This window comes from Allobosea lathyri (assembly GCF_900108245.1).
Classification (GTDB): domain Bacteria; phylum Pseudomonadota; class Alphaproteobacteria; order Rhizobiales; family Beijerinckiaceae; genus Allobosea; species Allobosea lathyri.
On the sequence record NZ_FNUY01000020.1, the window covers coordinates 7,501 to 26,170 of the forward strand.

Sequence of the window (18,670 nt, forward strand, 5' to 3'; positions counted from 1 at the left end):
GCCCGGCTCTACGAGAGCCTGTACGAAACCGGCATGCGCCATGACCTGCCGCGTCCGCTGATCGACGAACTGGTACGGATCTTCTCCTACGATCTCGATTTCCAGCAGCGTGTGCGCGGCGGGGACAATCTCGAGGTCATCTTCACCGAGGAAGACGAAGGCGAGCGGGCTGAGATTCTGTCGGCCTCACTGACCATCGGCGGTGAAACGCGCCGCGTCTTCCGCTATCAGGCACCGGAAGACGGTCTGATCGAATATTTCGACGAGGACGGCCGCTCGCTGAAGAAGTTCCTGCTGCGCAAGCCGATCGCAGATGGCGAGATGCGCTCGGGCTTCGGCATGCGCTACCATCCGATCATGCGTTATTCGAAGATGCATACCGGCGTGGACTGGGCCAACCGCATCGGCACGCCGATCCTGGCCGCCGGCAACGGTACCGTGCTCAAGGCCGGCTGGTCGTCGGGTTATGGCAAGCACACCGAGATCCAGCACGCCAACGGCTATGTCACGACCTATTCGCACCAGTCCAATTTCGCCAATGGCATCGTGCCCGGCGCAAAGGTCCGGCAGGGTCAGGTCATCGGCTATCTCGGCTCGACGGGCCTCTCGACCGGCCCGCACCTGCATTACGAGGTCAAGGTCAACGACAACTTCGTCAATCCGATGAAGATCCGCGTCCCGCGCGGGCGCGAGCTTCAGGGCGGCACGCTCGCCGAGTACAAGCGCCAGCGCGACGAGATCCGCGGGCTGATCGAGCGCGCCGGCGGAACGGTCGCACAACTGCGCTGAGCGCATGCGCCCCAACCAGAACGCCGCCAAACCCGCTCCACGCGCTTGACTCCGGCCGTCTAAAGGCACACCGCCAAACGGTATATTGCCCGGCAACGCCCCTTTTCGGTCTCGCAAGTCAGCGCCATGCTCGCTTCCCTTCTCGTCGTCCTGCCCGTGTTCGGCCTGATCGGCCTTGGCTATGTCGCGCGTTGGACCAAGCTGCTGCGCGAATCCACCGGCGAAGGCCTTTCGGATTTCGTCTTCGTGCTCGCCGTGCCCTGCCTGCTTTTCCGCACGCTTGCCAAAGCCGATATCCCGGCGACCCAGCCCTGGGGCTACTGGATCGCCTATTTCGCCGGGCTCGCCATCGTCTGGGCGCTGGCAATGCTGATCGCGAGTCGCTTCTTCGCGCGAACGGGGCCGGAACTCGTCGTTTCCGGCTTCGCAGCCGCGCAATCCAACACCGTCTTCGTCGGCGTTCCCATGATCCTGAAGGCTTATGGCGATGCCGGCGCGGTGCCGCTCGGCCTGCTCCTCGCGATCCACCTGCCGGTCACGATGACGGTTGCGACCCTGCTGGCGGAGGGCCGCTCGGCCTCCGTGCCGATGTTGATACGGCGCCTGTTCACCCATCCGATCATCATCGGCATCCTGCTTGGCTCGGCCGTGCGTCCCTTCGTCGATCAGGTTCCCCTGCCATTCTGGACGATCGTCGATATTCTGGCCGGGGCCGCAGTCCCCTGCGCGCTGATCAGCCTGGGCATCGCCATGCGCCGCTATGGTCTGGAATCCGGCATCGGCCTGCCGACGGTCCTGAGCGCGCTCAAGCTGGGACTGCACCCGCTGATCGTCTATCTGCTGGCGACGCGGGTGTTCCAGATGCCGCCGCACTGGTCGGGCGTCGCAGTGCTTTTTGCCGCCTGCCCCTGCGGGATCAACGCCTATCTCTTCGCCGAGCGCTATCGCCAGGGCATGGCGGACGCTTCGAGCGCGATCACGCTGTCGACGCTGCTGTCGCTCTTTACCACTGCCGCATGGCTGACCTGGCTCGGCGTCGGCTGAGCGCGGTCAGGCAAAGCCGAGCTGCGCACGGATCGCTGCGGCCGTGATGCCCCTTGCCCTTAGATCGGCAAGGCTTTCAGACGATCGGCTCTTGGCCAGCTTTTGGCCGGTCTCGTCGATCAGCAGCGGATGAAAATGATAGGCCGGACTTGGCAGGCCAAGCAGGCGCTGCAGCACGACATGGATATCGGTCGCGGCCTCGAGATCGCGGCCGCGCACCACATGCGTCACCCCCTGCAAGGCATCGTCGACGACCACGGACAGATGATAGCTCGTCGGCACGTCCTTGCGCGCCAGCACGACATCGCCCCAGCGCTCCGGGCGAGCAGGAATCTGGCGCTCCTCGCCGCTGTCGTCGAAGACGCGATAGCCGACGGCAGCGCCCGCAAGCGCCTGGGCGCGCTTCATATCGAGACGCAGCACATGCGGCTCGCCGGCCGCGACGCGCCGTTCCGCCTCTGACGGATCGAGCTCCCGACAAAGCCCCGGATAGAGCGGAGCCCCATCGGGATCGACCGGCCAGGGACGCCCGGACTGCGCTTCTTCGGCCGCAACCGCCACCCTCACCTGCTGCCGCGAGCAGAAGCAGGGGTAGACCAATCCGCGCCGGCGCAACACCGACAACGCCTGCGCATAATCGGCGAAATGCTCGGATTGCCGTCGGACCTCGCTCGCGAAATGAAGGCCAAGCCAGTCGAGATCATCGCGCATCGCCTGCTCGAATGCGGGCTTGCAGCGGCTAAGATCGATATCCTCGATCCGCAGCAGCAACCGGCCCTCGAACAGCGACGCGAACCGCTCATTGGTCAGGGCCGACAGCGCATGCCCGAGATGCAGCAGCCCGTTCGGGCTCGGCGCGAAACGGAAGACCGCCTTGTCGCAATCGGGAGGGGACGTCGCCATCTCCCCTCTCTATGGTCTCGCCCCGAAGCGGCCAAGGGGGCGTCGGCGGCAGACTGCTGACAGATCCGGTCGCAAGGCCGGTCTTGTTGAGTGTCCAATGCAGAAGATTACTTGCGACGCCGATCTCGAAGAGGGCATGGCCGCCTTGCGCGGCCTCCACCCGCATTGGGCCACCATCATCGAGCGAACCGGGCTGCCGCCCTTGCGGCGGCGCGAGGGCGGCTTTTCGGGGCTGGCCGCGATCATCGTCGCCCAGCAGCTTTCGGTGGCCAGCGCGCGCGCCGTCTGGGCGCGGGTCGAGAGCGTGCTGACGCCGCTGACGCCGGAGCGGGTCCTGGCGGCCAGCGACGAGGAGATGCGGCTGTCTGGGCTGTCGCGTCCCAAGCAGCGCACGCTGCGCGCGGTGGCGGCTGCCATCGTCGGGGAAGAGCTCGTGCTCGAATCGCTGGACACCGCGACGCCCGAACAGGTTCACGCGCATATGACGGCGATCTCGGGCATCGGCCCCTGGACGGCCGATGTCTATCTGCTCTTCTGCCTTGGCCATCGCGACGGCTTCGCCGCCGGAGACCTTGCGATCCAGGAGGCCGCGCGCGTCGCCTTCGGGCTGGACGCGCGGCCGAAGGCCTCGGAGCTGGAGTTGCTGGCCGAGGCCTGGCGACCCTGGCGCGGCGTCGCGGCCCGCTTGCTCTGGGCCTATTACGCCGCGCTCAAGAAGCGCGAAGGCATCAACGCGTGAGGGTGCCTTGAGCATCGGCCCGAAAAGTGGAATGCGGTTTTCGGGAAAGGCCGATGCAGGAACAAAGAGCTAGCCGCGGATGACCTTCAGCGCGGCCTGCGTGGCCGTGCGCAGCAGCGCGGTATCGCTCATCACCGTGACGAGCTTCGCGCCCATGTCGATGAAGGCCTTGGCCCGTTCTGCCGACTGCGCGTAGATCGCGACCGGCTTGTTCACCGCCGAGGCCCGCGCGACGATATGCCGGATCGTCTCGTCGACCTCGGCCGACAGCGCGTCGACCTGCTTGCCGCCGGACAGTGCGATCGACAGGTCGGACGGCCCGACGAAAACAGCGTCGATCCCCTCCAGAGCCAGGATATCGTCGAGGATCGCCATCGCTTCGCGCGTCTCGATCATGGCGAAGGAGAGCGAGAAGCGATTCGCCTCCTTGAGGTAAGTATTGGCGTCGAGGCCCGACGCGCCAAGACCGCCATAGCTGCCCCAGCTGCGCTCGCCCATCGGCGGGTATTTCGTGTAGGCCGCGAAGGTCCGCGCGTCCTCCATGGTGTTGATCATGGGCGCGATCACGCCGGACACGCCGGCATCGAACAGTTTCGAGACGTTCTGGAACTCGCCGACCGGGATGCGGGCCATGGCAGGTTTGCCGGCGGCATTTATCAGCGGAATCGCGCGGATGACCTCGCCGAGCGTGATCGGACCATGCTGCATGTCGAGCGTGACGGCGTCGAACCCTTCCTGCGCCAGGATGCCGGCGATGCCGGGCTCGGGCAGGCCGCACCAGGCCGAAACGATCGTATCGCCCTTGGCGAGACGGTCGGCGAGCGAAGACAGGATAGTGGGCTTGGCCATGGTGCGTTCATCCGTTTCAGACCCGCTCTTGACGTCGCGGCGGGTGAGCCACGTTGGACCAGGGAGTGGCGGAAATGCAAACGGGCGCCCATGCGCCCGTTTCAATCAAGCCCTGCGTTTGCGCATGCCAAGCCCTGCGCCCATGTCAAGCCCTGCGCCCATGCCAAGCCCCGCGTAGCGCGTGCTCTGCACCTTAGCGGCCGGCTTTACGCTCAGCGCCCGGCCTGGATCTCTTCCGCGGCCCGGATCAGAAGCTCGTTCATCACCGTCCTGATCTCGGTATCGGTGACCGCGACATCCCCCGCCGCGAAGTCACCCTTGACCTTGCGCACGACATCCTCGTCGCCGGCTTCCTGGAAATCGGCCACGACGACCTCCTTGGCGTAGGCGTCGGCCTCGGCGCCGCTCTTGCCGAGCTTCTCGGCGGCCCAGAGGCCGAGCAGCTTGTTGCGCCGGGCCGTGGCCTTGAAGCGCAGCTCCTCGTCATGGGCAAATTTGTTCTCGAAGGCATCCTTGCGCTGATCGAAGGTCGACATGCGGTTTTGATCCTCTTCCGGAGCTTCGGCGGCGTGAATGACAGCCATATAGGATGACGCGTGGCACAGGGCTAGCGCGGATTGACCAAGCGGCGTCATGCTTGCGACCAAATTGCACTGCAAAGACCCATTTGTTGCGTTTGCGGTGCAGAAGCGCCATATAGCGGGCGCGCAGACGGCCCTGGCGGTCGCGAGCGCATTGAGCCAGCCGGCAGCGCAGTCTAGGGTGATTCCGATCCGTCGGAATGGCGCAGATTGCGAAGGACCGGCTGATCAGGGGCCACGATCCCGCCGCGGGCAACCGCGACCAGAGAAAGGCCGACCTTTGGATTTCCTCAAGCCACGGTACATCCCCATGAATCGCCGCCGTCGCATCTACGAAGGCAAGGCGAAGGTCCTTTATGAAGGACCCGAGCCCGGCACGCTGATCCAGCATTTCAAAGACGATGCGACCGCCTTCAATGCCAAGAAGCACGAAGTGATCGACGGCAAGGGCGTTCTGAACAACCGGATCTCCGAGCACATCTTCTCGAACCTCAACGATATCGGCGTTCCCACGCATTTCATCCGCCGGCTGAACATGCGCGAGCAGCTCATCCGCGAGGTCGAGATCATTCCGCTCGAGGTTGTCGTGCGCAACGTCGCCGCCGGCTCGCTCTCCACCCGCCTCGGGCTGGAGGAAGGCACCCAGCTGCCCCGTTCGATCATCGAGTTCTATTACAAGAACGATGCGCTGAACGACCCGATGGTCTCCGAAGAGCACATCACCGCTTTCGGCTGGGCGACGCCCCAGGAGATCGACGACATCATGGCGCTTGCCATTCGCGTCAACGACTTCCTGTCGGGCCTGTTCCTGGGCGCCGGCATCCGCCTCGTCGATTTCAAGATCGAATGCGGCCGACTCTGGGAAGGTGAGATGATGCGCATCGTCGTCGCCGATGAGATCAGCCCCGATTCCTGCCGTCTCTGGGACATCAAGTCGAAGGACAAGATGGACAAGGACCGGTTCCGCCGTGACATGGGCGGGCTGATCGAGGCCTATACCGAAGTGGCGCGCCGCCTCGGCATTCTCGGCGAGAACGAGAAAGCCGGACCGGCAGGCCCACGGCTGGTGCAGTAATCGTCGCGCCGGCGCAGTGAACCTCCGCCCGGAACGACCGCCGGATTTGAAACGGGAGCGCTTGCGCTCCCGTTTTCACGTTGCTGCACTGCTCGCCGGTATCGCTTTCCTCGCCGGCTGCGCCAATCATTTCGGCTTCGGCATCGCCGAACTCCCCGCCGAGCGCGGCTGGCAGCCCCTGCCGATCGAATCCTGGGTGCTGAATGACGGGCTCTCGGCAAAGGCCATGTCCTTCTGCCCGCGCGCGACCTGCACGCGACAGGGGTTCGCCGCGCTCATCACCCTCGATGGACGCGAGGCCGACGCGATGGAACGGACGCTGGCGGAAGACCCGACCCGCCTCGCCCGCGATTTTGCCAAACCGACCTCCGATAACAAGACCAAGGCAGCCGGGAAGGCCCCCGCGAAACCTGCCAAGCCAGCGGCCGACAACGCGGCGAGCCCGAAAAGCACCACCACCGTCTCCCGCTTCAGCGCCGAAGGCATTGCGGGGCTGCTCGTCGAAATCGCCGCGCGCGACACCAGCGGCAAACGCGCCGTCACCGCGATCCTGTCTGGCCGCGAGGCCGGACACCTAGTCGTCGCGCTCGGCATCAGCCCCGACTCAGACGCGGCTCGCAGCCAGGCGCTCGCGGCCTGGCACGCCCGCTGATTCACGTGAAACGACGCGTAGAGGTTGAGCCTTACCCGATTCGCCGCTAAGCCACGCCCGATCATTCCCCGGAGAGACCCATGAAAGCCCGCGTCACCGTTACCCTGAAGACCGGCGTGCTCGATCCGCAGGGCAAGGCGATCGAAGGCGCGCTGAAATCCCTCGGCATCGACGGCGTCGGCGCCGTCCGTCAGGGCAAGATCTTCGACATCGAACTGGCCGGCGCCGACAAGGCTGCGGCCGAAGCGGCCTTGAAGACCGCCTGCGAGAAGCTTCTGGCCAACACCGTGATCGAGAACTACCGCGTCGAGATCGGAGCCTGATCCGATGAAAGCCGCAGTCATCACCTTTCCCGGTTCCAACCGCGAGGGCGACGTCGCCAAGGCGCTGAAGCAGGCGGGAGCGACGGTTGCCCATGTCTGGCACGCCGACACCACCCTGCCTGCCGGCACCGACCTCGTGGTCCTGCCCGGCGGCTTCTCCTATGGCGATTATCTGCGCACCGGCGCGATCGCCGGCCGTGCCAACATCATGGACGCGACCCGCGCCCATGCCGAACGCGGCGGCTATGTGCTGGGCATCTGCAACGGCTTCCAGATCGTCTGCGAGGCCGGGCTCCTGCCGGGCATCCTGATGCGCAATGCCGACCTCAAATTCGTCTGCAAGCGCCAGCATCTCACCGTCGAGCGCGCTGACACGCCCTATGCCAACGCCTATGCCAAGGGCCAGGTCATCGATGTCTGCATCGCCCATGGCGAAGGCAACTACATCGCCGACAGCGACACGCTGGCTCGGCTTGAAGGCGAAGGCCTGGTTGCGTTCCGCTATGCCGATGCGCAGGGCGCGGTCACCGCCGAAGCCAACCCCAACGGTTCGCTCAACAACATCGCCGGCATCTATTCGCCCAAGCTCAACGTGCTCGGCCTGATGCCGCATCCCGAGAACCTGATCGATTCGCTCACCGGCGGCACCGACGGTCGCGGCATGTTCGAAAGCCTGATGGGCGGTCGCAAGGCCGCCTGAACCGCCGCGTCAGCGACCCGACGCAGCTCTGACCAGCAGCCGCCCTGCAACGGCAGCATCCAGCGGCCCGACATGTTTTTCCAGAATGCGCCCGTCAGGACCGACGACGAAAGTCTCGGGCACGCCATAAACGCCCCATTCGATGGCGGCCCGGCCGGCCCGGTCGACCCCGATCGCCGAATAAGGGTTGCCGAGTGCGCCTAGAAAGCGGCGGGCATTCTCGGCCTCGTCCTTGTAGTTCATGCCGACCAGCGCGACCCGCCCCTGCTTGACCGCGTCGGATTCAGCCAGCGCGACCAGAAACGGATGCTCGACGCGGCAGGGCGCGCACCAGCTGGCGAAGATGTTGACGATCGTGGCGCGGCCCTTGAGATCGGCCATCGCGAAACTCGGAACCGGCTGGCCGTTCCGCTGAAGGCCCTCGAGCGGAGGCAGCGCGATCGTCGGTGCAGGCCTCCCGATCAGCGCGGACGGCACCTTGCTGGCATCGCCCGAGAACAGGCCGGCGGCAAAAACCAGCGCCAGAGCTCCGAACAGGATCAGCGGTATGAGGAACAGCAGCGGCGAGCGCCGGGCCGGGGCCGTCTCGGTCGTGCTCATGAGTTCACCCTGTCCGAACGGCGTCCGGCGCCACGCTTTTCGAGCGCGGCCAGGGCCCGCTTCTGCGCCCGATGATCGAGCGCAATCGACAGGATCAGCCCGCCAAGGATAGCGACTACTGCTGCATATGACGCCAGGATGAAGCCGGCATGCGGCCCCAGACCGTCTGCAGGGAAGCCGCTCATGCCGGCACCGCCTGCGCCGCCAGCCTGTCGAGCCGCTCGGCCTCCAGGATCGTCAGTGTCCGCACCCGCCGGCGCATGATCTCGGCGCGCATCGCGACGAGATGCAGCGCCAGCGCCAGGAAGGTGAAGCCGAGCGCCAGGATCAGCAGCGGCCAGAGCATGCTCGGATGGATGCTTGGGCCGCCGACGCGCAGCACCGAGGCCGGCTGGTGCAGCGTATTCCACCAGTCGACCGAAAACTTGATGATCGGAACGTTGACGAAGCCGATCAGCGTCAGGATCGCGACCGCGCGGCCAGCGCGGGAGGGTTCGTCGAGCACGCGCCAGAGCGCGATGATGCCGAGATAGATCAGGAACAGTACGAGCACCGAAGTCAGCCGCGCATCCCAGACCCAATAGGTGCCCCACATCGGCTTGCCCCAGAAGGCACCGGTCAAAAGGCAGATGAGGGCGAAGCAAGCGCCGATCGGGGCGGCCGCCTTCTGGGCGACATCGGCCAGCGGATGGCGCCAGACCAGCGTGCCCAGCGCGGATACCGCCATAAGAGTATAGAACATCAAGGCAAGCCAGGCGGCCGGCACATGCACGAACATGATCCGGATGGTTTCGCCCTGCTGGTAGTCGGCCGGGGCCACGAACCAGGCGAGATAGAGCCCGACAGCCAGCAGCAGCACCGATACGCCTGCAAGCCAGGGCAGCAGGGCGGCTGAAAAGCGCATGAAGCGCGTCGGATTCGCCAGGTCGATCAGGCTAGCCATGTCATCCGCGAAGTCTCGGGGCCGCCGGCGCAGCTTTAGCAACGCGCGCGGCGTCCAGCAATCGGCTTAGAGACGCTGCGACATTGGCGACATTATGCGAGGAAGCGTCGATCAGCCCTGCTCGCTGGGCGACGATCCGTTCGGGTGGGCCTCGCCGACCACACTGAAATCCTGCGAGCGCACCCCCTCGCCGGCAACATTGAAGCCGTCGGCGGCAAGGCCGCGCCTCAACAATTCGCGCACTGCGGACGCACGGCTCGGCATCCGCTTGCTGAAACGCCAATCTTCCAGCGCGCGCAACTCGTCCTGGCTCAACATGATTTGAAGGCGCTCGGGCCTTTCCAGTTCCGCCATCGCCCAGCCCTGCGTGATTAGTGGAGTGAGTAAGAGCCGTTGTAAGCACATTTGACTGATAATCAATATTCTATGCCGTTATCGGTTCTTGCGCCGGATTCGGCGGCGCCTCCTTTGGCGTCGTTTCAGTCCCTTACTAACTCATTGAATATATTACCATTCCTGGATTGAAAGGTTGCGGTTGAGCCCATCATTGGCTAGCCTCCGGATGAACGCGAGGAGCGACCATGCAGATACAATTGCCGGATGAGATCCAGCGCGAGGTCGAAATCGCGATCAGGTCGAAGGCCAGCCAATCCCTGGTGGTTGACGTCTATGCGACTGCCGAGCAAATCAGGCGCAGGCATGCGATGCCCGAGACCGGCCTCAACGCTCTCGCCGCGACCGTCGCGCGGCTGGCAGCGCAATGCGGCTGCGCCGTCGAACTCGACGGTATGCACTCGAACGATCAGATCAAGCAGTCGGCCTGATTTATTCGGCCTGCCGCAAGGCGACCGCTGCCGCTATCGTCCCGACGACGAGCGCGATGAGCGAAAGCGCACACAGGATCAGGAACGGTGTCAGGAACGGAATCGTCCCGCCGATCGCGGCATTCGCCGCCGAAACCCCGAATATCAGCACAGGCACAGTCAACGGCGCGACAAGGATCGGCACGATCAGGCCACCGCGGCGCAGGCTGGCTGTCAACGCCGCACCGGCCGCACCGATGAAGCTCAGCGCCGGCGTTCCAACCAGCAGCGTCGCCGAGACCGGCAGCATTGCCTCCGCGGGAAGCGCGACGAGCAGCCCGAGCAGAGGCGCAGCCAGCGCCAGCGGCAATCCCGTCGTCAGCCAATGCGCCAGTCCCTTTGCCAGAACAGCCAGCTCCAAGGGCAGCGCGGACGACCGGATCAGATCGAGTGAGCCGTCATCCTCGTCGCTCTGAAACAGGCGGTCGAGCCCGATCAGCACCGATAGCAGCGCCCCAAGCCAGAGAATCGCAGGGCCTATCCGCGAGAGCAGGTTGAGATCGGGACCGAGCGCGAAGGGCACCAGCACCACGAGCGTCAGAAAGAAGACGAGCGCGAGCTCCCCGCCGCCGCCCGCGCGGGTCGCAAGCACAAGATCGCGCTGGAGGATGGCGAGGAAGGCGCGGCTCACGGCCCGATCCTCACCTCGGTGGCGCCATCGAGCCCAAGCGGGCCATGCGTCGCGGCCAGGATCGCGCCGCCTTCGCCCAGATGCGCCTCCATCAACCCGGTCAGCATCGCCTGCGCCGAAATATCCAGCGCCGACATCGGCTCGTCGAGCAGCCAGAACGGCCGCCGGGATACCAGCAACCGCGCCAGTGCAACGCGACGGCGCTGGCCCGCCGAGAGATAGCCGACCGGCAGCTCCGCAATATGGGCCAGCCCGACGCGCTCCAGCGCCGCGTCGGCCGGCAGGGCGGCATCGCCGAGCAGCGCCTGCGCGAAGTCGAGATTTTCGCGCGCGCTCAGACTCGTCTTCAACCCGTCGCGATGGCCGACGAGATGGATCAGCTCTTGGAGCGGCGCATCGTCGGCGCCTTCGATTCGCAAGACACCCGCCTCCGGCCGCAGCCGCCCGCACAGCATCGCGATCAGGCTCGACTTACCGGCACCGTTGCGGCCGGTGAGCGCGATCGCTTCGCCATTGCCGAGGCGGAAGCCTACATCTTCGAAAATCAGCCTTCCGCCGCGACGACAGGCGAGGTTTTCCACGCTGAGCGTCCGTTTCGGGAATGAGAATTGCGTCAAGACCTCAGCGCCACCAACGTATCCGACCCTATTTCGTTCATGTAGCGCGCTTCTTGGAATTGCTCTATAGAACCCGTGGCTACGCCGCACGCCGATCCGGCGCGGGGCTCGGGCACTCCCGAGGCGGCGCGCGCGTCATGCGCATTAGGCCTTCGATCCGGCACCTCCGCAAGGTTCGTCCGGGTCGCGACCGCAACCCCTTGATCAGGATCGCCCGCATGGCTTCGCTCGACTCTTTCAAATGCCGCCAGACACTGGTTGTCGGTGACAAATCCTATGACTACTTCTCCCTGCCGATCGCCGAGCAGAACGGCCTCGCCGGCGTCTCCAGGCTCCCCTTCTCGATGAAGGTGCTGCTCGAGAACCTGCTGCGCTTCGAGGACGGCCGCTCGGTCACCAAGGCCGACATCGAAGGCGTCGCCGCCTGGATCAACGACAAGGGCACTGCCGGCAAGGAGATCGGCTTCCGCCCCGCCCGCGTGCTGATGCAGGACTTCACCGGCGTTCCCGCCGTCGTCGATCTCGCGGCGATGCGCGACGGCGTCAAGGCGCTGGGCGGCGATCCCGCCAAGATCAACCCGCTGGTGCCGGTCGATCTGGTCATCGACCATTCCGTCATCGTCGACGAATTCGGCACGCCCAAGGCGCTGTCGCAGAATGTCGAGCTTGAATACGAGCGCAATGGCGAGCGCTACCGCTTCCTGAAATGGGGCCAGCTCGCTTTCGACAATTTCCGCGTCGTGCCGCCCGGCACTGGCATCTGCCATCAGGTCAATCTCGAATATCTCGCCCAGACCGTCTGGACGCGCGCTGAAAAGAACGCGGAAGGCGTCGAGGTCGAGGTCGCCTATCCCGACACCGTCGTCGGAACGGATTCGCACACCACCATGGTCAACGGCCTGGCCGTGCTCGGCTGGGGCGTGGGCGGCATCGAGGCCGAGGCCGCAATGCTCGGCCAGCCGCAGTCGATGCTGCTGCCGGAAGTCATCGGCTTCAAGCTGACCGGTGCGCTGCGCGAGGGCATCACCGCCACCGACCTCGTGCTGACCGTCACGCAGATGCTGCGCAAGAAGGGCGTCGTCGGCAAGTTCGTCGAGTTCTTCGGCCCCGGCCTCTACAATCTGACGCTGGCCGACCGCGCCACCATCGCCAATATGGGCCCGGAATACGGCGCGACCTGCGGCTTCTTCCCCGTCGATGCCGAAACGATCGACTATCTCACCACCACCGGCCGCACCGCCGAGCGGATCGCGCTGGTCGAAGCCTACAGCAAGGCGCAGGGCCTGTTCGCCACGATCGAGACGCCCGATCCGGTCTTCACCGACACGCTCGAACTCGACCTCAGCACGGTGCAGCCTTCGATGGCCGGCCCCAAGCGCCCCGAAGGCCGCGTCGATCTCGGCGCCGTCGCTGCCGGGTTCAAAGCCGCGATGGACACCGAATACAAGAAGGGCGGCGAGATTTCGCGCCGCGTGCCCGTCGAGGGCCGCGATCACGATCTCGGCCATGGCGATGTCGTCATCGCCGCCATCACCTCCTGCACCAACACCTCGAACCCCTCGGTGCTGATGGCGGCCGGCCTGCTCGCCCGCAACGCCGTCGCCAAGGGCCTCAAGGTGAAGCCGTGGGTGAAGACCTCGCTGGCCCCTGGCTCGCAGGTCGTGGCCGAATATCTTGCCAAGGCCGGCCTCCAAGCCGATCTCGACAAGCTCGGCTTCAACCTGGTCGGCTTCGGCTGCACCACCTGCATCGGCAATTCCGGCCCGCTGCCGGCGCCGATCTCGAAGGCGATCAACGATCAGGGCCTGATCGCGGGCGCCGTCATCTCCGGCAACCGCAACTTCGAAGGCCGCGTCTCGCCCGACGTGCAGGCGAACTACCTGGCATCGCCGCCGCTGGTTGTCGCCTACGCGCTGGCGGGCTCCGTGCAGATGGACCTGACGACGCAGCCGCTCGGCACGGGCTCGGATGGTCAGCCCGTCTTTCTCAAGGACATCTGGCCCTCCAATAAGGAGATCCAGCGCTTCATCGCCGAGAACGTCACCCGCGCGATCTTCCAGGCCAAATATGCGGATGTCTTCAAGGGCGACGCGCATTGGCAGGCCGTGAAGACGCCTGAAAGCCAGACCTATGCCTGGGACGACGATTCGACCTATGTGCAGAACCCGCCCTATTTCCAGGGCATGGGCAAGACGCCCTCGCCGGTCACCGACATCCAGGGTGCCCGCATTCTCGGGCTCTTCGGCGACAAGATCACCACCGACCACATCTCGCCGGCTGGCTCGATCAAGGCCGCCTCCCCGGCTGGGGCCTATCTTTCCGAGCACGGCGTTGCCGTCGCCGACTTCAACCAGTACGGCACGCGGCGCGGCAATCATGAGGTGATGATGCGCGGCACCTTCGCCAACATCCGCATCCGCAACCACATGATGGGCCCCAACGGCCGCGAGGGTGGCTACACCATCCACTACCCGAGCAAGGAAGAGCTGCCGATCTATGATGCGGCCATGCGCTACCAGGCCGAGAAGGTGCCGCTGGTCGTCTTCGCCGGCGTCGAATACGGCAACGGCTCCTCACGCGACTGGGCGGCCAAGGGCACCAATCTGCTCGGCGTCAAGGCGGTGATCGCGCAGAGCTTCGAGCGCATCCACCGCTCGAACCTCGTCGGCATGGGCGTCGTCCCGTTCACCCTGGCGGAGGGCACCAGCTGGGCGACGCTCGATCTCAAGGGCGATGAGAGCGTCACGATCCGCGGCCTCGCCACGGTCAAGCCGCGCCAGACGCTGGAAGCCGAGATCACCTATGCCGACGGCACGGTGAAGAAGGTTCCGATCCTCTGCCGCATCGATACGCTGGACGAGCTCGACTACTTCAAGAACGCCGGCATCCTGCAATATGTGCTCCGCGGCATCGCGGCCTGATTGTCCTCTCCCCTCCGGGGGAGAAGGTGGCAGTGCGAAGCACTGACGGATGAGGGAAGAGCCGCTTACGCTGGCCAGCCCTCATCCAGCCCATCCGTCCCTCATCCGACCCGGCTGCCCCGGGTCACCTTCTCCCCCGAGGGGAGAAGGTTAGGGAGCTGATGGTTGTCCTCTCCCGCCCCGAGGTGTAAGGGGGCGTCACAGTCATCCTCGGCGGGGGGCTTGGGGCAGGCGCGGGGTATCCCCTGCGCCCGGATGTCATCCGCCTTCCTTGCATCCAAGACGGGAGCACCCGCATGTCCGCTACGTTTGAGACGGTCGCCGGAATCATTTCGGAGACCTGCGATATTCCGCGCGAGAAGATCACGCCCCAGAGCCATGCCATCGACGATCTCGGCATCGATTCCCTGGCTTTCCTCGACATCGCCTTCGCGATCGACAAGGCCTTCGGCATCAAGCTTCCGCTCGAGCAATGGACGCAGGAAGTCAACGAAGGCAAGGCGCCGGCCGAGCAGTATTTCGTGCTCGAGAACCTGTGCAAGCGCATCGACGACCTGGTCGCCGCCAAGAAGGCCTGACGCGAGAAGGCCTGACGACCTAGCAGGCCTTCGCTGAGCCCGGCCTTGAGCCGGGCACACTCTCCCGATAGAGCATAAGCACGCGACGTGGGGACGTGAGATCCGCGCCGCGTCCGCGCGCCGTTCCGGTCGCGCCTGACATGGCCAAGGATCGCATGCGCCTCGAATATTTCGACATGATCGACACGGTCGTCGCGTTCGAACCTTCGGAAAAGCGCATCGTCACGCGCTCGACCGTCCCTTCGGCGACGGCAAGCCCGGTCTTCGAAGGACATTTCCCCGGCCACCCGCTGGTGCCCGGCGTCCTGCTCACCGAAACCATGGCGCAGGCCTCCGGCTATCTGCTGCTCGGGCTGAACGGCCTGACCCAGATGCCCTTCCTGATGACGGTCGACAAGGCGCGCTTCCGCACCTTCGTCGAGCCTGATGCCGTCCTCGATGTCACGGCCGAACTTGTTATCGAAGGCTCTGGCTATGCCGCGACCAAGGCGAAGATCACCATCGCAGGCAAGCCGATCTGCGATGCGGAGCTGCGCTTTCGATTGATGCCCTTCCCCGCCGACATGCGCGTACTGATGGAAGGCCGCATCGCCGCCATCGGCCTGAAGCCGGAGCCTGCCCGATGAGCCTACGCGACGTCGTCATCACCGGAATAGGCCTTGCTTCGAGCCTCGGCGAAGGCGCCGATGTCCACGCACAGGCGCTTGGCGCGGGCACAGCCCCCAATGTCGATGCCACGAGCTTCGCGCCCTACCCGGTTCATCCGCTGAAGCCGCTTGAACTCGACCGCCAGATTCCGAAGAAGTCCGATCAGCGCCAGATGGAGCCTTGGCAGCGTATCGGCGTCTACACCGCCGGCCTGGCGCTCGACGATGCCGGTCTGAAGGACGATGCCGAGGCCAAGAGCGTGCTGCAGGTCATCGTCGCTGCAGGTGGCGGCGAGCGCGACCACGCCGTCGACGGCGCTATCCTGACGGGCCTGCGTGGCGCCAATGCGCCCGGCTCCTATCTGAACGAGCGGCTGATGGGCGATCTGCGCCCCACGCTTTTCCTGGCGCAGCTTTCGAATCTGCTCGCCGGCAACATCGCCATAGTCCACGGCGTCACCGGGGCATCGCGCACCTTCATGGGCGAGGAACAAGCCGGCGTCGACGCGATCCGCACGGCCCATGCCCGCATCGCGGCCGGCCAGGCCGAGGTCATGCTGGTGGGCGGCGCCTATAACGCCGAGCGCCGCGACATGCTGCTGTTGCTCGAACTCGGCGGCTATCTGCGCAAGGGCGAATTTGCGCCGGTCTTTGCGCGCGAAGCTGCGCCGGGCGCCATCACCGGCAGTGCCGGGGCATTCCTCGTGCTCGAAGCGGCCGATCGTGCCGCCTCGCGCGGGGCAAAAATCCATGCGAAACTGACCCATGTCGGCGCAACCCGCTCAAGGCGCCAGCCCGGCACGGTCGAGGCGGCCTTGCGCGGCCTCATCTCCGGCTTTGGCCCGATTGATTCCGGTGCCCTGGCAGTCTCGGCTGCGACAGGCGCTGCAGGCATCACTGCCGAAGAGGCAAGCGCCATAGCCACGCTGCCCCAAGTCAAAAGCGTTGCGACAGGCGATCTCGTCGGCCATGCCGTGGAAGCGGCGTTCCCGGTTTCGGTCGCGCTGGCTGCCGCCGCCATCGCAAACGGGCAGGCAAACGAGGCAATCGTCACGGGCGCCGGGCATTGGCGCGGCGAAGGCGCAGCGCGGCTGGTGAAGGCGTGAGGATCAGTCGATGAGCACCAAGAACCAGACATCACCGAACCAGACATCACCCCATCGCGACGCCAAACCCCATCGCGACGCAAAAGGCCGCCCGGTCGTCGCGGTCACAGGGCTGGGCATCGTCACCTCGCTCGGACAGGGCAAGGAGGCCAATTGGGAAGCCTTGACCGCTGGCCGGTCCGGCATCCACAAAATCGAGCGCTTCGCGACCGAAGGCCTGCGCACGACGATCGGCGGAACCGTCGATTTCCTGTTCGATGGTCCGTTCACTGCCCCGCAGCTCTCGGAGAAGCTCGCAACGCTTGCGGCCGAAGAGGCCGTGGGCCAGAGCGGGCTTGGCCAGCCCGGCGATTTCCCGGGCGAACTCTTCATGGCGGTCCCCCCCGTCGAGATGGAGTGGCCCCAGAAGCAGGAACTCGCCGCGGCCATTGATGGCGATGTCGATTATGACGGCCTGCTGCGCGCGGCTGCCTCGCAGAAATTCACGGCAATGCACGAACTTTTCCTGTTCGGTGCCGTCGCCGACCATATCGCCGATGCCTTCGGCACGAAGGGTTCGCCGATCTCGCTCTCGACAGCCTGCTCGTCGGGTGCGACCGCAATCCAGATGGGCGTCGAGGCGATCCGGCGCGGCGATACCCAGGCCGCGCTCTGCATCGGCACCGACGGCTCGATCCATGCCGAGGCGCTGATCCGCTTCTCGCTACTGTCGGCCCTTTCCACCCAGAACGATCCGCCGGAGGGCGCCGCCAAGCCGTTCTCCAAGAACCGCGATGGCTTCGTCATGGGCGAAGGCGCCGGCGCGCTGGTGCTCGAGGACTACGACCACGCTCTGGCGCGCGGCGCGACCATTCTCGGCATTGTCGCCGGTTGCGGCGAACGTGGCGACGGCTTTCACCGCACCCGCTCGAGCCCCGACGGCAAGCCGGCGATCCTCGCCATGCGGGACGCGCTCGACGATGCCGGCCTGAAGCCCGATGACGTCGACTACATCAACGCCCACGGCACATCGACGCCGGAAAACGACAAGATGGAGGCGATGAGCTGCGCCGCCGTCTTCGGCGAGCGCATGGCGACCCTGCCGATCTCCTCCAACAAGTCGATGCTCGGCCATACGCTGACCGCGGCCGGCGCGGTCGAGGCCGTGATCTCCTTCATGACCATCGCCAACGGCCGGATACCGCCAACGATCAACTACACCAATCCCGATCCGGCTATCGTGCTCGACGTCGTGCCCAATACCGCCCGCGACGCTAAGGTCCGCACCGTGATCTCCAATTCCTTCGGGTTCGGCGGCCAGAACACCTCGCTCGTCCTGACCGCGGAGCCCGCCCGGGCATGACGCGCATTCTCGTTACAGGCGGCGCAAAGGGCGTCGGCGCGGCGATCGTGCGCGCACTCGCGGCCGCCGGCCACGATGTCGATTTCACCTATCGTTCATCGTCAGAGCGGGCCCTGGCGCTGGCAGGCGAGATCGGCGCGGCCCATCCGGGACGTACTGTCACCGCCTTGCCGCTCGATCTCTCCGACAAGGCCGCGCTCGACGCTTTCTGCGAGGAGCGCGAGGGCGAAAGCTATTTCGGCCTCGTCCACAATGCCGGCCAGCCCTATGATTCGCTGGCCGCGATGATCGTGCAGGACAAGGCGGAAGCCGCGATGCAGGTCAATTTCTGGGCCTTCACCCGCCTCGCCAAGAGCCTGATGCGGAGCATGATCCGCGCCAAAACCGGCCGCATCGTCGCGATCGGCTCGGTTGCGGCGTTGCGCGGCAATCCCGGCAACGCGGCTTATGCCGCCTCCAAGGGCGCGCTGATCTCCTACGCCAAGACGCTCGCAGTCGAGACTGGCAAGCGCGGCGTCACCGTCAACATCATCGCGCCCGGCTTCGTCGATACCGACATGATGGCGCCCTACGCCGCCTATCGCGACAAGATGCAGCCCCAGATCCCTGCCGGCCGTTTCGCCAGGCCCGAGGAGGTCGCGGGTCTCGCCGCCTTCCTGATGAGCGGGCCCGCCGCCTACATCACGGGCACGGTGATCCCGATCGACGGTGGCGTGACCGCGCAGCTGGGCGTCCATCGCTGATATCGACCCGGCGGCGCCGATGTG

At 65.6% G+C, this 18,670-nt stretch carries 23 protein-coding genes (1 of these 23 cut by a window edge); 14 read left to right on the plus strand and 9 right to left on the minus strand.

Annotated features, from left to right (window positions below):
* Both C4S73_RS26720 and C4S73_RS26725 read left to right on the plus strand, forming a co-directional pair.
* A protein-coding gene (locus C4S73_RS26720; RefSeq protein ID WP_244595813.1) for a M23 family metallopeptidase crosses the window boundary here: on the plus strand, positions 1–789 show its 3' end. Its footprint begins 1,239 nt before the window's first position; only the last 789 of its 2,028 coding nucleotides appear in the window; its start codon lies beyond the left edge, outside the window; its stop codon occupies positions 787–789.
* A 126-nt stretch (positions 790–915) separates the two neighbouring features.
* The gene (locus C4S73_RS26725; protein ID WP_103875631.1) at positions 916–1,833 is read left to right on the plus strand and encodes an AEC family transporter; all 918 of its coding nucleotides are present in this window, start codon (positions 916–918) and stop codon (positions 1,831–1,833) included.
* 6 nt (positions 1,834–1,839) lie between these two features.
* Here C4S73_RS26725 and gluQRS read toward each other — a convergent pair whose 3' ends face one another.
* Positions 1,840–2,736 (minus strand): tRNA glutamyl-Q(34) synthetase GluQRS, encoded by an 897-nt coding sequence (gene gluQRS / locus C4S73_RS26730; RefSeq protein WP_103875632.1) that lies wholly within the window; start codon positions 2,734–2,736, stop codon positions 1,840–1,842.
* A gap of 97 nt (positions 2,737–2,833) precedes the next feature.
* Here gluQRS and C4S73_RS26735 point away from each other — a divergent pair, with 97 nt between their 5' ends.
* Positions 2,834–3,475, plus strand: coding sequence for a DNA-3-methyladenine glycosylase family protein (locus C4S73_RS26735; RefSeq protein WP_103875633.1), 642 nt, complete (start codon positions 2,834–2,836; stop codon positions 3,473–3,475).
* Positions 3,476–3,544: 69 nt separating this feature from the next.
* On the opposite strand, the gene C4S73_RS26740 is transcribed toward C4S73_RS26735, so the two are convergent.
* Together C4S73_RS26740 and C4S73_RS26745 are read right to left on the minus strand one after the other, a co-directional pair.
* Positions 3,545–4,324, minus strand: coding sequence for an HpcH/HpaI aldolase family protein (locus C4S73_RS26740; protein WP_103875634.1), 780 nt, complete (start codon positions 4,322–4,324; stop codon positions 3,545–3,547).
* Positions 4,325–4,536: 212 nt separating this feature from the next.
* Positions 4,537–4,860: a DUF1476 domain-containing protein gene (locus tag C4S73_RS26745; RefSeq protein WP_103875682.1), complete on the minus strand. Its 324-nt coding sequence runs from the start codon at positions 4,858–4,860 to the stop codon at positions 4,537–4,539.
* Positions 4,861–5,185: 325 nt separating this feature from the next.
* Here C4S73_RS26745 and purC point away from each other — a divergent pair, with 325 nt between their 5' ends.
* From purC to purQ, 4 genes are all read left to right on the plus strand, one after another.
* Positions 5,186–5,980: a phosphoribosylaminoimidazolesuccinocarboxamide synthase gene (gene purC, locus C4S73_RS26750; RefSeq protein ID WP_103875635.1), complete on the plus strand. Its 795-nt coding sequence runs from the start codon at positions 5,186–5,188 to the stop codon at positions 5,978–5,980.
* Positions 5,981–6,041: 61 nt separating this feature from the next.
* Positions 6,042–6,632: a hypothetical protein gene (locus C4S73_RS26755; RefSeq protein WP_103875636.1), complete on the plus strand. Its 591-nt coding sequence runs from the start codon at positions 6,042–6,044 to the stop codon at positions 6,630–6,632.
* Positions 6,633–6,712: 80 nt separating this feature from the next.
* Positions 6,713–6,955: a phosphoribosylformylglycinamidine synthase subunit PurS gene (gene purS, locus C4S73_RS26760; RefSeq protein ID WP_103875637.1), complete on the plus strand. Its 243-nt coding sequence runs from the start codon at positions 6,713–6,715 to the stop codon at positions 6,953–6,955.
* Between the two features lie 4 nt (positions 6,956–6,959).
* Positions 6,960–7,655, plus strand: a complete 696-nt coding sequence (gene purQ, locus C4S73_RS26765; protein ID WP_103875638.1) for a phosphoribosylformylglycinamidine synthase subunit PurQ — start codon at positions 6,960–6,962, stop codon at positions 7,653–7,655.
* Positions 7,656–7,664: 9 nt separating this feature from the next.
* On the opposite strand, the gene C4S73_RS26770 is transcribed toward purQ, so the two are convergent.
* From C4S73_RS26770 to C4S73_RS26785, 4 genes are all read right to left on the minus strand, one after another.
* Positions 7,665–8,255 (minus strand): DsbE family thiol:disulfide interchange protein, encoded by a 591-nt coding sequence (locus C4S73_RS26770; RefSeq protein ID WP_103875639.1) that lies wholly within the window; start codon positions 8,253–8,255, stop codon positions 7,665–7,667.
* Positions 8,252–8,440 carry a heme exporter protein CcmD gene (ccmD, locus tag C4S73_RS26775; RefSeq protein WP_103875640.1) on the minus strand — a complete coding sequence of 63 codons (189 nt, stop codon included), beginning with the start codon at positions 8,438–8,440 and terminating at the stop codon, positions 8,252–8,254. The genes C4S73_RS26770 and ccmD overlap by 4 nt, the downstream gene beginning before the upstream one ends.
* The gene (locus C4S73_RS26780) at positions 8,437–9,198 is read right to left on the minus strand and encodes a heme ABC transporter permease (protein WP_103875641.1); all 762 of its coding nucleotides are present in this window, start codon (positions 9,196–9,198) and stop codon (positions 8,437–8,439) included. The genes ccmD and C4S73_RS26780 overlap by 4 nt, the downstream gene beginning before the upstream one ends.
* Before the next feature lie 111 nt (positions 9,199–9,309).
* Positions 9,310–9,552: a hypothetical protein gene (locus C4S73_RS26785; protein ID WP_103875642.1), complete on the minus strand. Its 243-nt coding sequence runs from the start codon at positions 9,550–9,552 to the stop codon at positions 9,310–9,312.
* A 227-nt stretch (positions 9,553–9,779) separates the two neighbouring features.
* On the opposite strand from C4S73_RS26785, the gene C4S73_RS26790 reads away from it, so the two are divergent.
* Entirely contained in the window at positions 9,780–10,022 is a 243-nt protein-coding gene (locus C4S73_RS26790; RefSeq protein ID WP_103875643.1) for a hypothetical protein, read from the plus strand.
* A 1-nt stretch (position 10,023) separates the two neighbouring features.
* Here the strand turns inward: C4S73_RS26790 and ccmB are convergent, their stop codons facing one another.
* A complete protein-coding gene (ccmB, locus tag C4S73_RS26795) occupies positions 10,024–10,692 on the minus strand; it encodes a heme exporter protein CcmB (protein WP_103875644.1) in 669 nt (222 codons plus the stop codon).
* Positions 10,689–11,309 carry a heme ABC exporter ATP-binding protein CcmA gene (ccmA, locus tag C4S73_RS26800; protein ID WP_103875645.1) on the minus strand — a complete coding sequence of 207 codons (621 nt, stop codon included), beginning with the start codon at positions 11,307–11,309 and terminating at the stop codon, positions 10,689–10,691. Before ccmA ends, ccmB begins: the two co-directional genes overlap by 4 nt.
* 218 nt (positions 11,310–11,527) lie before the next feature.
* On the opposite strand from ccmA, the gene acnA reads away from it, so the two are divergent.
* The 6 genes from acnA to C4S73_RS26830 all read left to right on the plus strand — a co-directional run bounded on the left by acnA (position 11,528) and on the right by C4S73_RS26830 (position 18,646).
* The gene (acnA, locus tag C4S73_RS26805) at positions 11,528–14,230 is read left to right on the plus strand and encodes an aconitate hydratase AcnA (RefSeq protein ID WP_103875646.1); all 2,703 of its coding nucleotides are present in this window, start codon (positions 11,528–11,530) and stop codon (positions 14,228–14,230) included.
* Between the two features lie 296 nt (positions 14,231–14,526).
* Positions 14,527–14,808 (plus strand): acyl carrier protein, encoded by a 282-nt coding sequence (locus tag C4S73_RS26810; protein WP_038358122.1) that lies wholly within the window; start codon positions 14,527–14,529, stop codon positions 14,806–14,808.
* A gap of 155 nt (positions 14,809–14,963) precedes the next feature.
* The gene (locus C4S73_RS26815) at positions 14,964–15,434 is read left to right on the plus strand and encodes a 3-hydroxyacyl-ACP dehydratase FabZ family protein (RefSeq protein ID WP_103875683.1); all 471 of its coding nucleotides are present in this window, start codon (positions 14,964–14,966) and stop codon (positions 15,432–15,434) included.
* The gene (locus tag C4S73_RS26820; protein ID WP_103875647.1) at positions 15,431–16,561 is read left to right on the plus strand and encodes a beta-ketoacyl-ACP synthase; all 1,131 of its coding nucleotides are present in this window, start codon (positions 15,431–15,433) and stop codon (positions 16,559–16,561) included. The genes C4S73_RS26815 and C4S73_RS26820 overlap by 4 nt, the downstream gene beginning before the upstream one ends.
* 10 nt (positions 16,562–16,571) lie before the next feature.
* Entirely contained in the window at positions 16,572–17,903 is a 1,332-nt protein-coding gene (locus C4S73_RS26825) for a beta-ketoacyl-ACP synthase (RefSeq protein ID WP_103875648.1), read from the plus strand.
* The gene (locus tag C4S73_RS26830) at positions 17,900–18,646 is read left to right on the plus strand and encodes an SDR family oxidoreductase (RefSeq protein WP_103875649.1); all 747 of its coding nucleotides are present in this window, start codon (positions 17,900–17,902) and stop codon (positions 18,644–18,646) included. The genes C4S73_RS26825 and C4S73_RS26830 overlap by 4 nt, the downstream gene beginning before the upstream one ends.
* Positions 18,647–18,670: the final 24 nt, after the last annotated feature.

Coding starts and splice junctions, on each gene's coding strand:
- C4S73_RS26725 (WP_103875631.1), top strand. CDS start 916: ATGCTCGCTTCCCTTCTCGTCGTCCTGCCCGTGTTCGGCCTGATCGGC.
- gluQRS (WP_103875632.1), bottom strand. CDS start 2,736: ATGGCGACGTCCCCTCCCGATTGCGACAAGGCGGTCTTCCGTTTCGCG.
- C4S73_RS26735 (WP_103875633.1), top strand. CDS start 2,834: ATGCAGAAGATTACTTGCGACGCCGATCTCGAAGAGGGCATGGCCGCC.
- C4S73_RS26740 (WP_103875634.1), bottom strand. CDS start 4,324: ATGGCCAAGCCCACTATCCTGTCTTCGCTCGCCGACCGTCTCGCCAAG.
- C4S73_RS26745 (WP_103875682.1), bottom strand. CDS start 4,860: ATGTCGACCTTCGATCAGCGCAAGGATGCCTTCGAGAACAAATTTGCC.
- purS (WP_103875637.1), top strand. CDS start 6,713: ATGAAAGCCCGCGTCACCGTTACCCTGAAGACCGGCGTGCTCGATCCG.
- purQ (WP_103875638.1), top strand. CDS start 6,960: ATGAAAGCCGCAGTCATCACCTTTCCCGGTTCCAACCGCGAGGGCGAC.
- C4S73_RS26770 (WP_103875639.1), bottom strand. CDS start 8,255: ATGAGCACGACCGAGACGGCCCCGGCCCGGCGCTCGCCGCTGCTGTTC.
- ccmD (WP_103875640.1), bottom strand. CDS start 8,440: ATGAGCGGCTTCCCTGCAGACGGTCTGGGGCCGCATGCCGGCTTCATC.
- C4S73_RS26780 (WP_103875641.1), bottom strand. CDS start 9,198: ATGGCTAGCCTGATCGACCTGGCGAATCCGACGCGCTTCATGCGCTTT.
- C4S73_RS26785 (WP_103875642.1), bottom strand. CDS start 9,552: ATGGCGGAACTGGAAAGGCCCGAGCGCCTTCAAATCATGTTGAGCCAG.
- C4S73_RS26790 (WP_103875643.1), top strand. CDS start 9,780: ATGCAGATACAATTGCCGGATGAGATCCAGCGCGAGGTCGAAATCGCG.
- acnA (WP_103875646.1), top strand. CDS start 11,528: ATGGCTTCGCTCGACTCTTTCAAATGCCGCCAGACACTGGTTGTCGGT.
- C4S73_RS26810 (WP_038358122.1), top strand. CDS start 14,527: ATGTCCGCTACGTTTGAGACGGTCGCCGGAATCATTTCGGAGACCTGC.
- C4S73_RS26815 (WP_103875683.1), top strand. CDS start 14,964: ATGCGCCTCGAATATTTCGACATGATCGACACGGTCGTCGCGTTCGAA.
- C4S73_RS26820 (WP_103875647.1), top strand. CDS start 15,431: ATGAGCCTACGCGACGTCGTCATCACCGGAATAGGCCTTGCTTCGAGC.
- C4S73_RS26825 (WP_103875648.1), top strand. CDS start 16,572: ATGAGCACCAAGAACCAGACATCACCGAACCAGACATCACCCCATCGC.
- C4S73_RS26830 (WP_103875649.1), top strand. CDS start 17,900: ATGACGCGCATTCTCGTTACAGGCGGCGCAAAGGGCGTCGGCGCGGCG.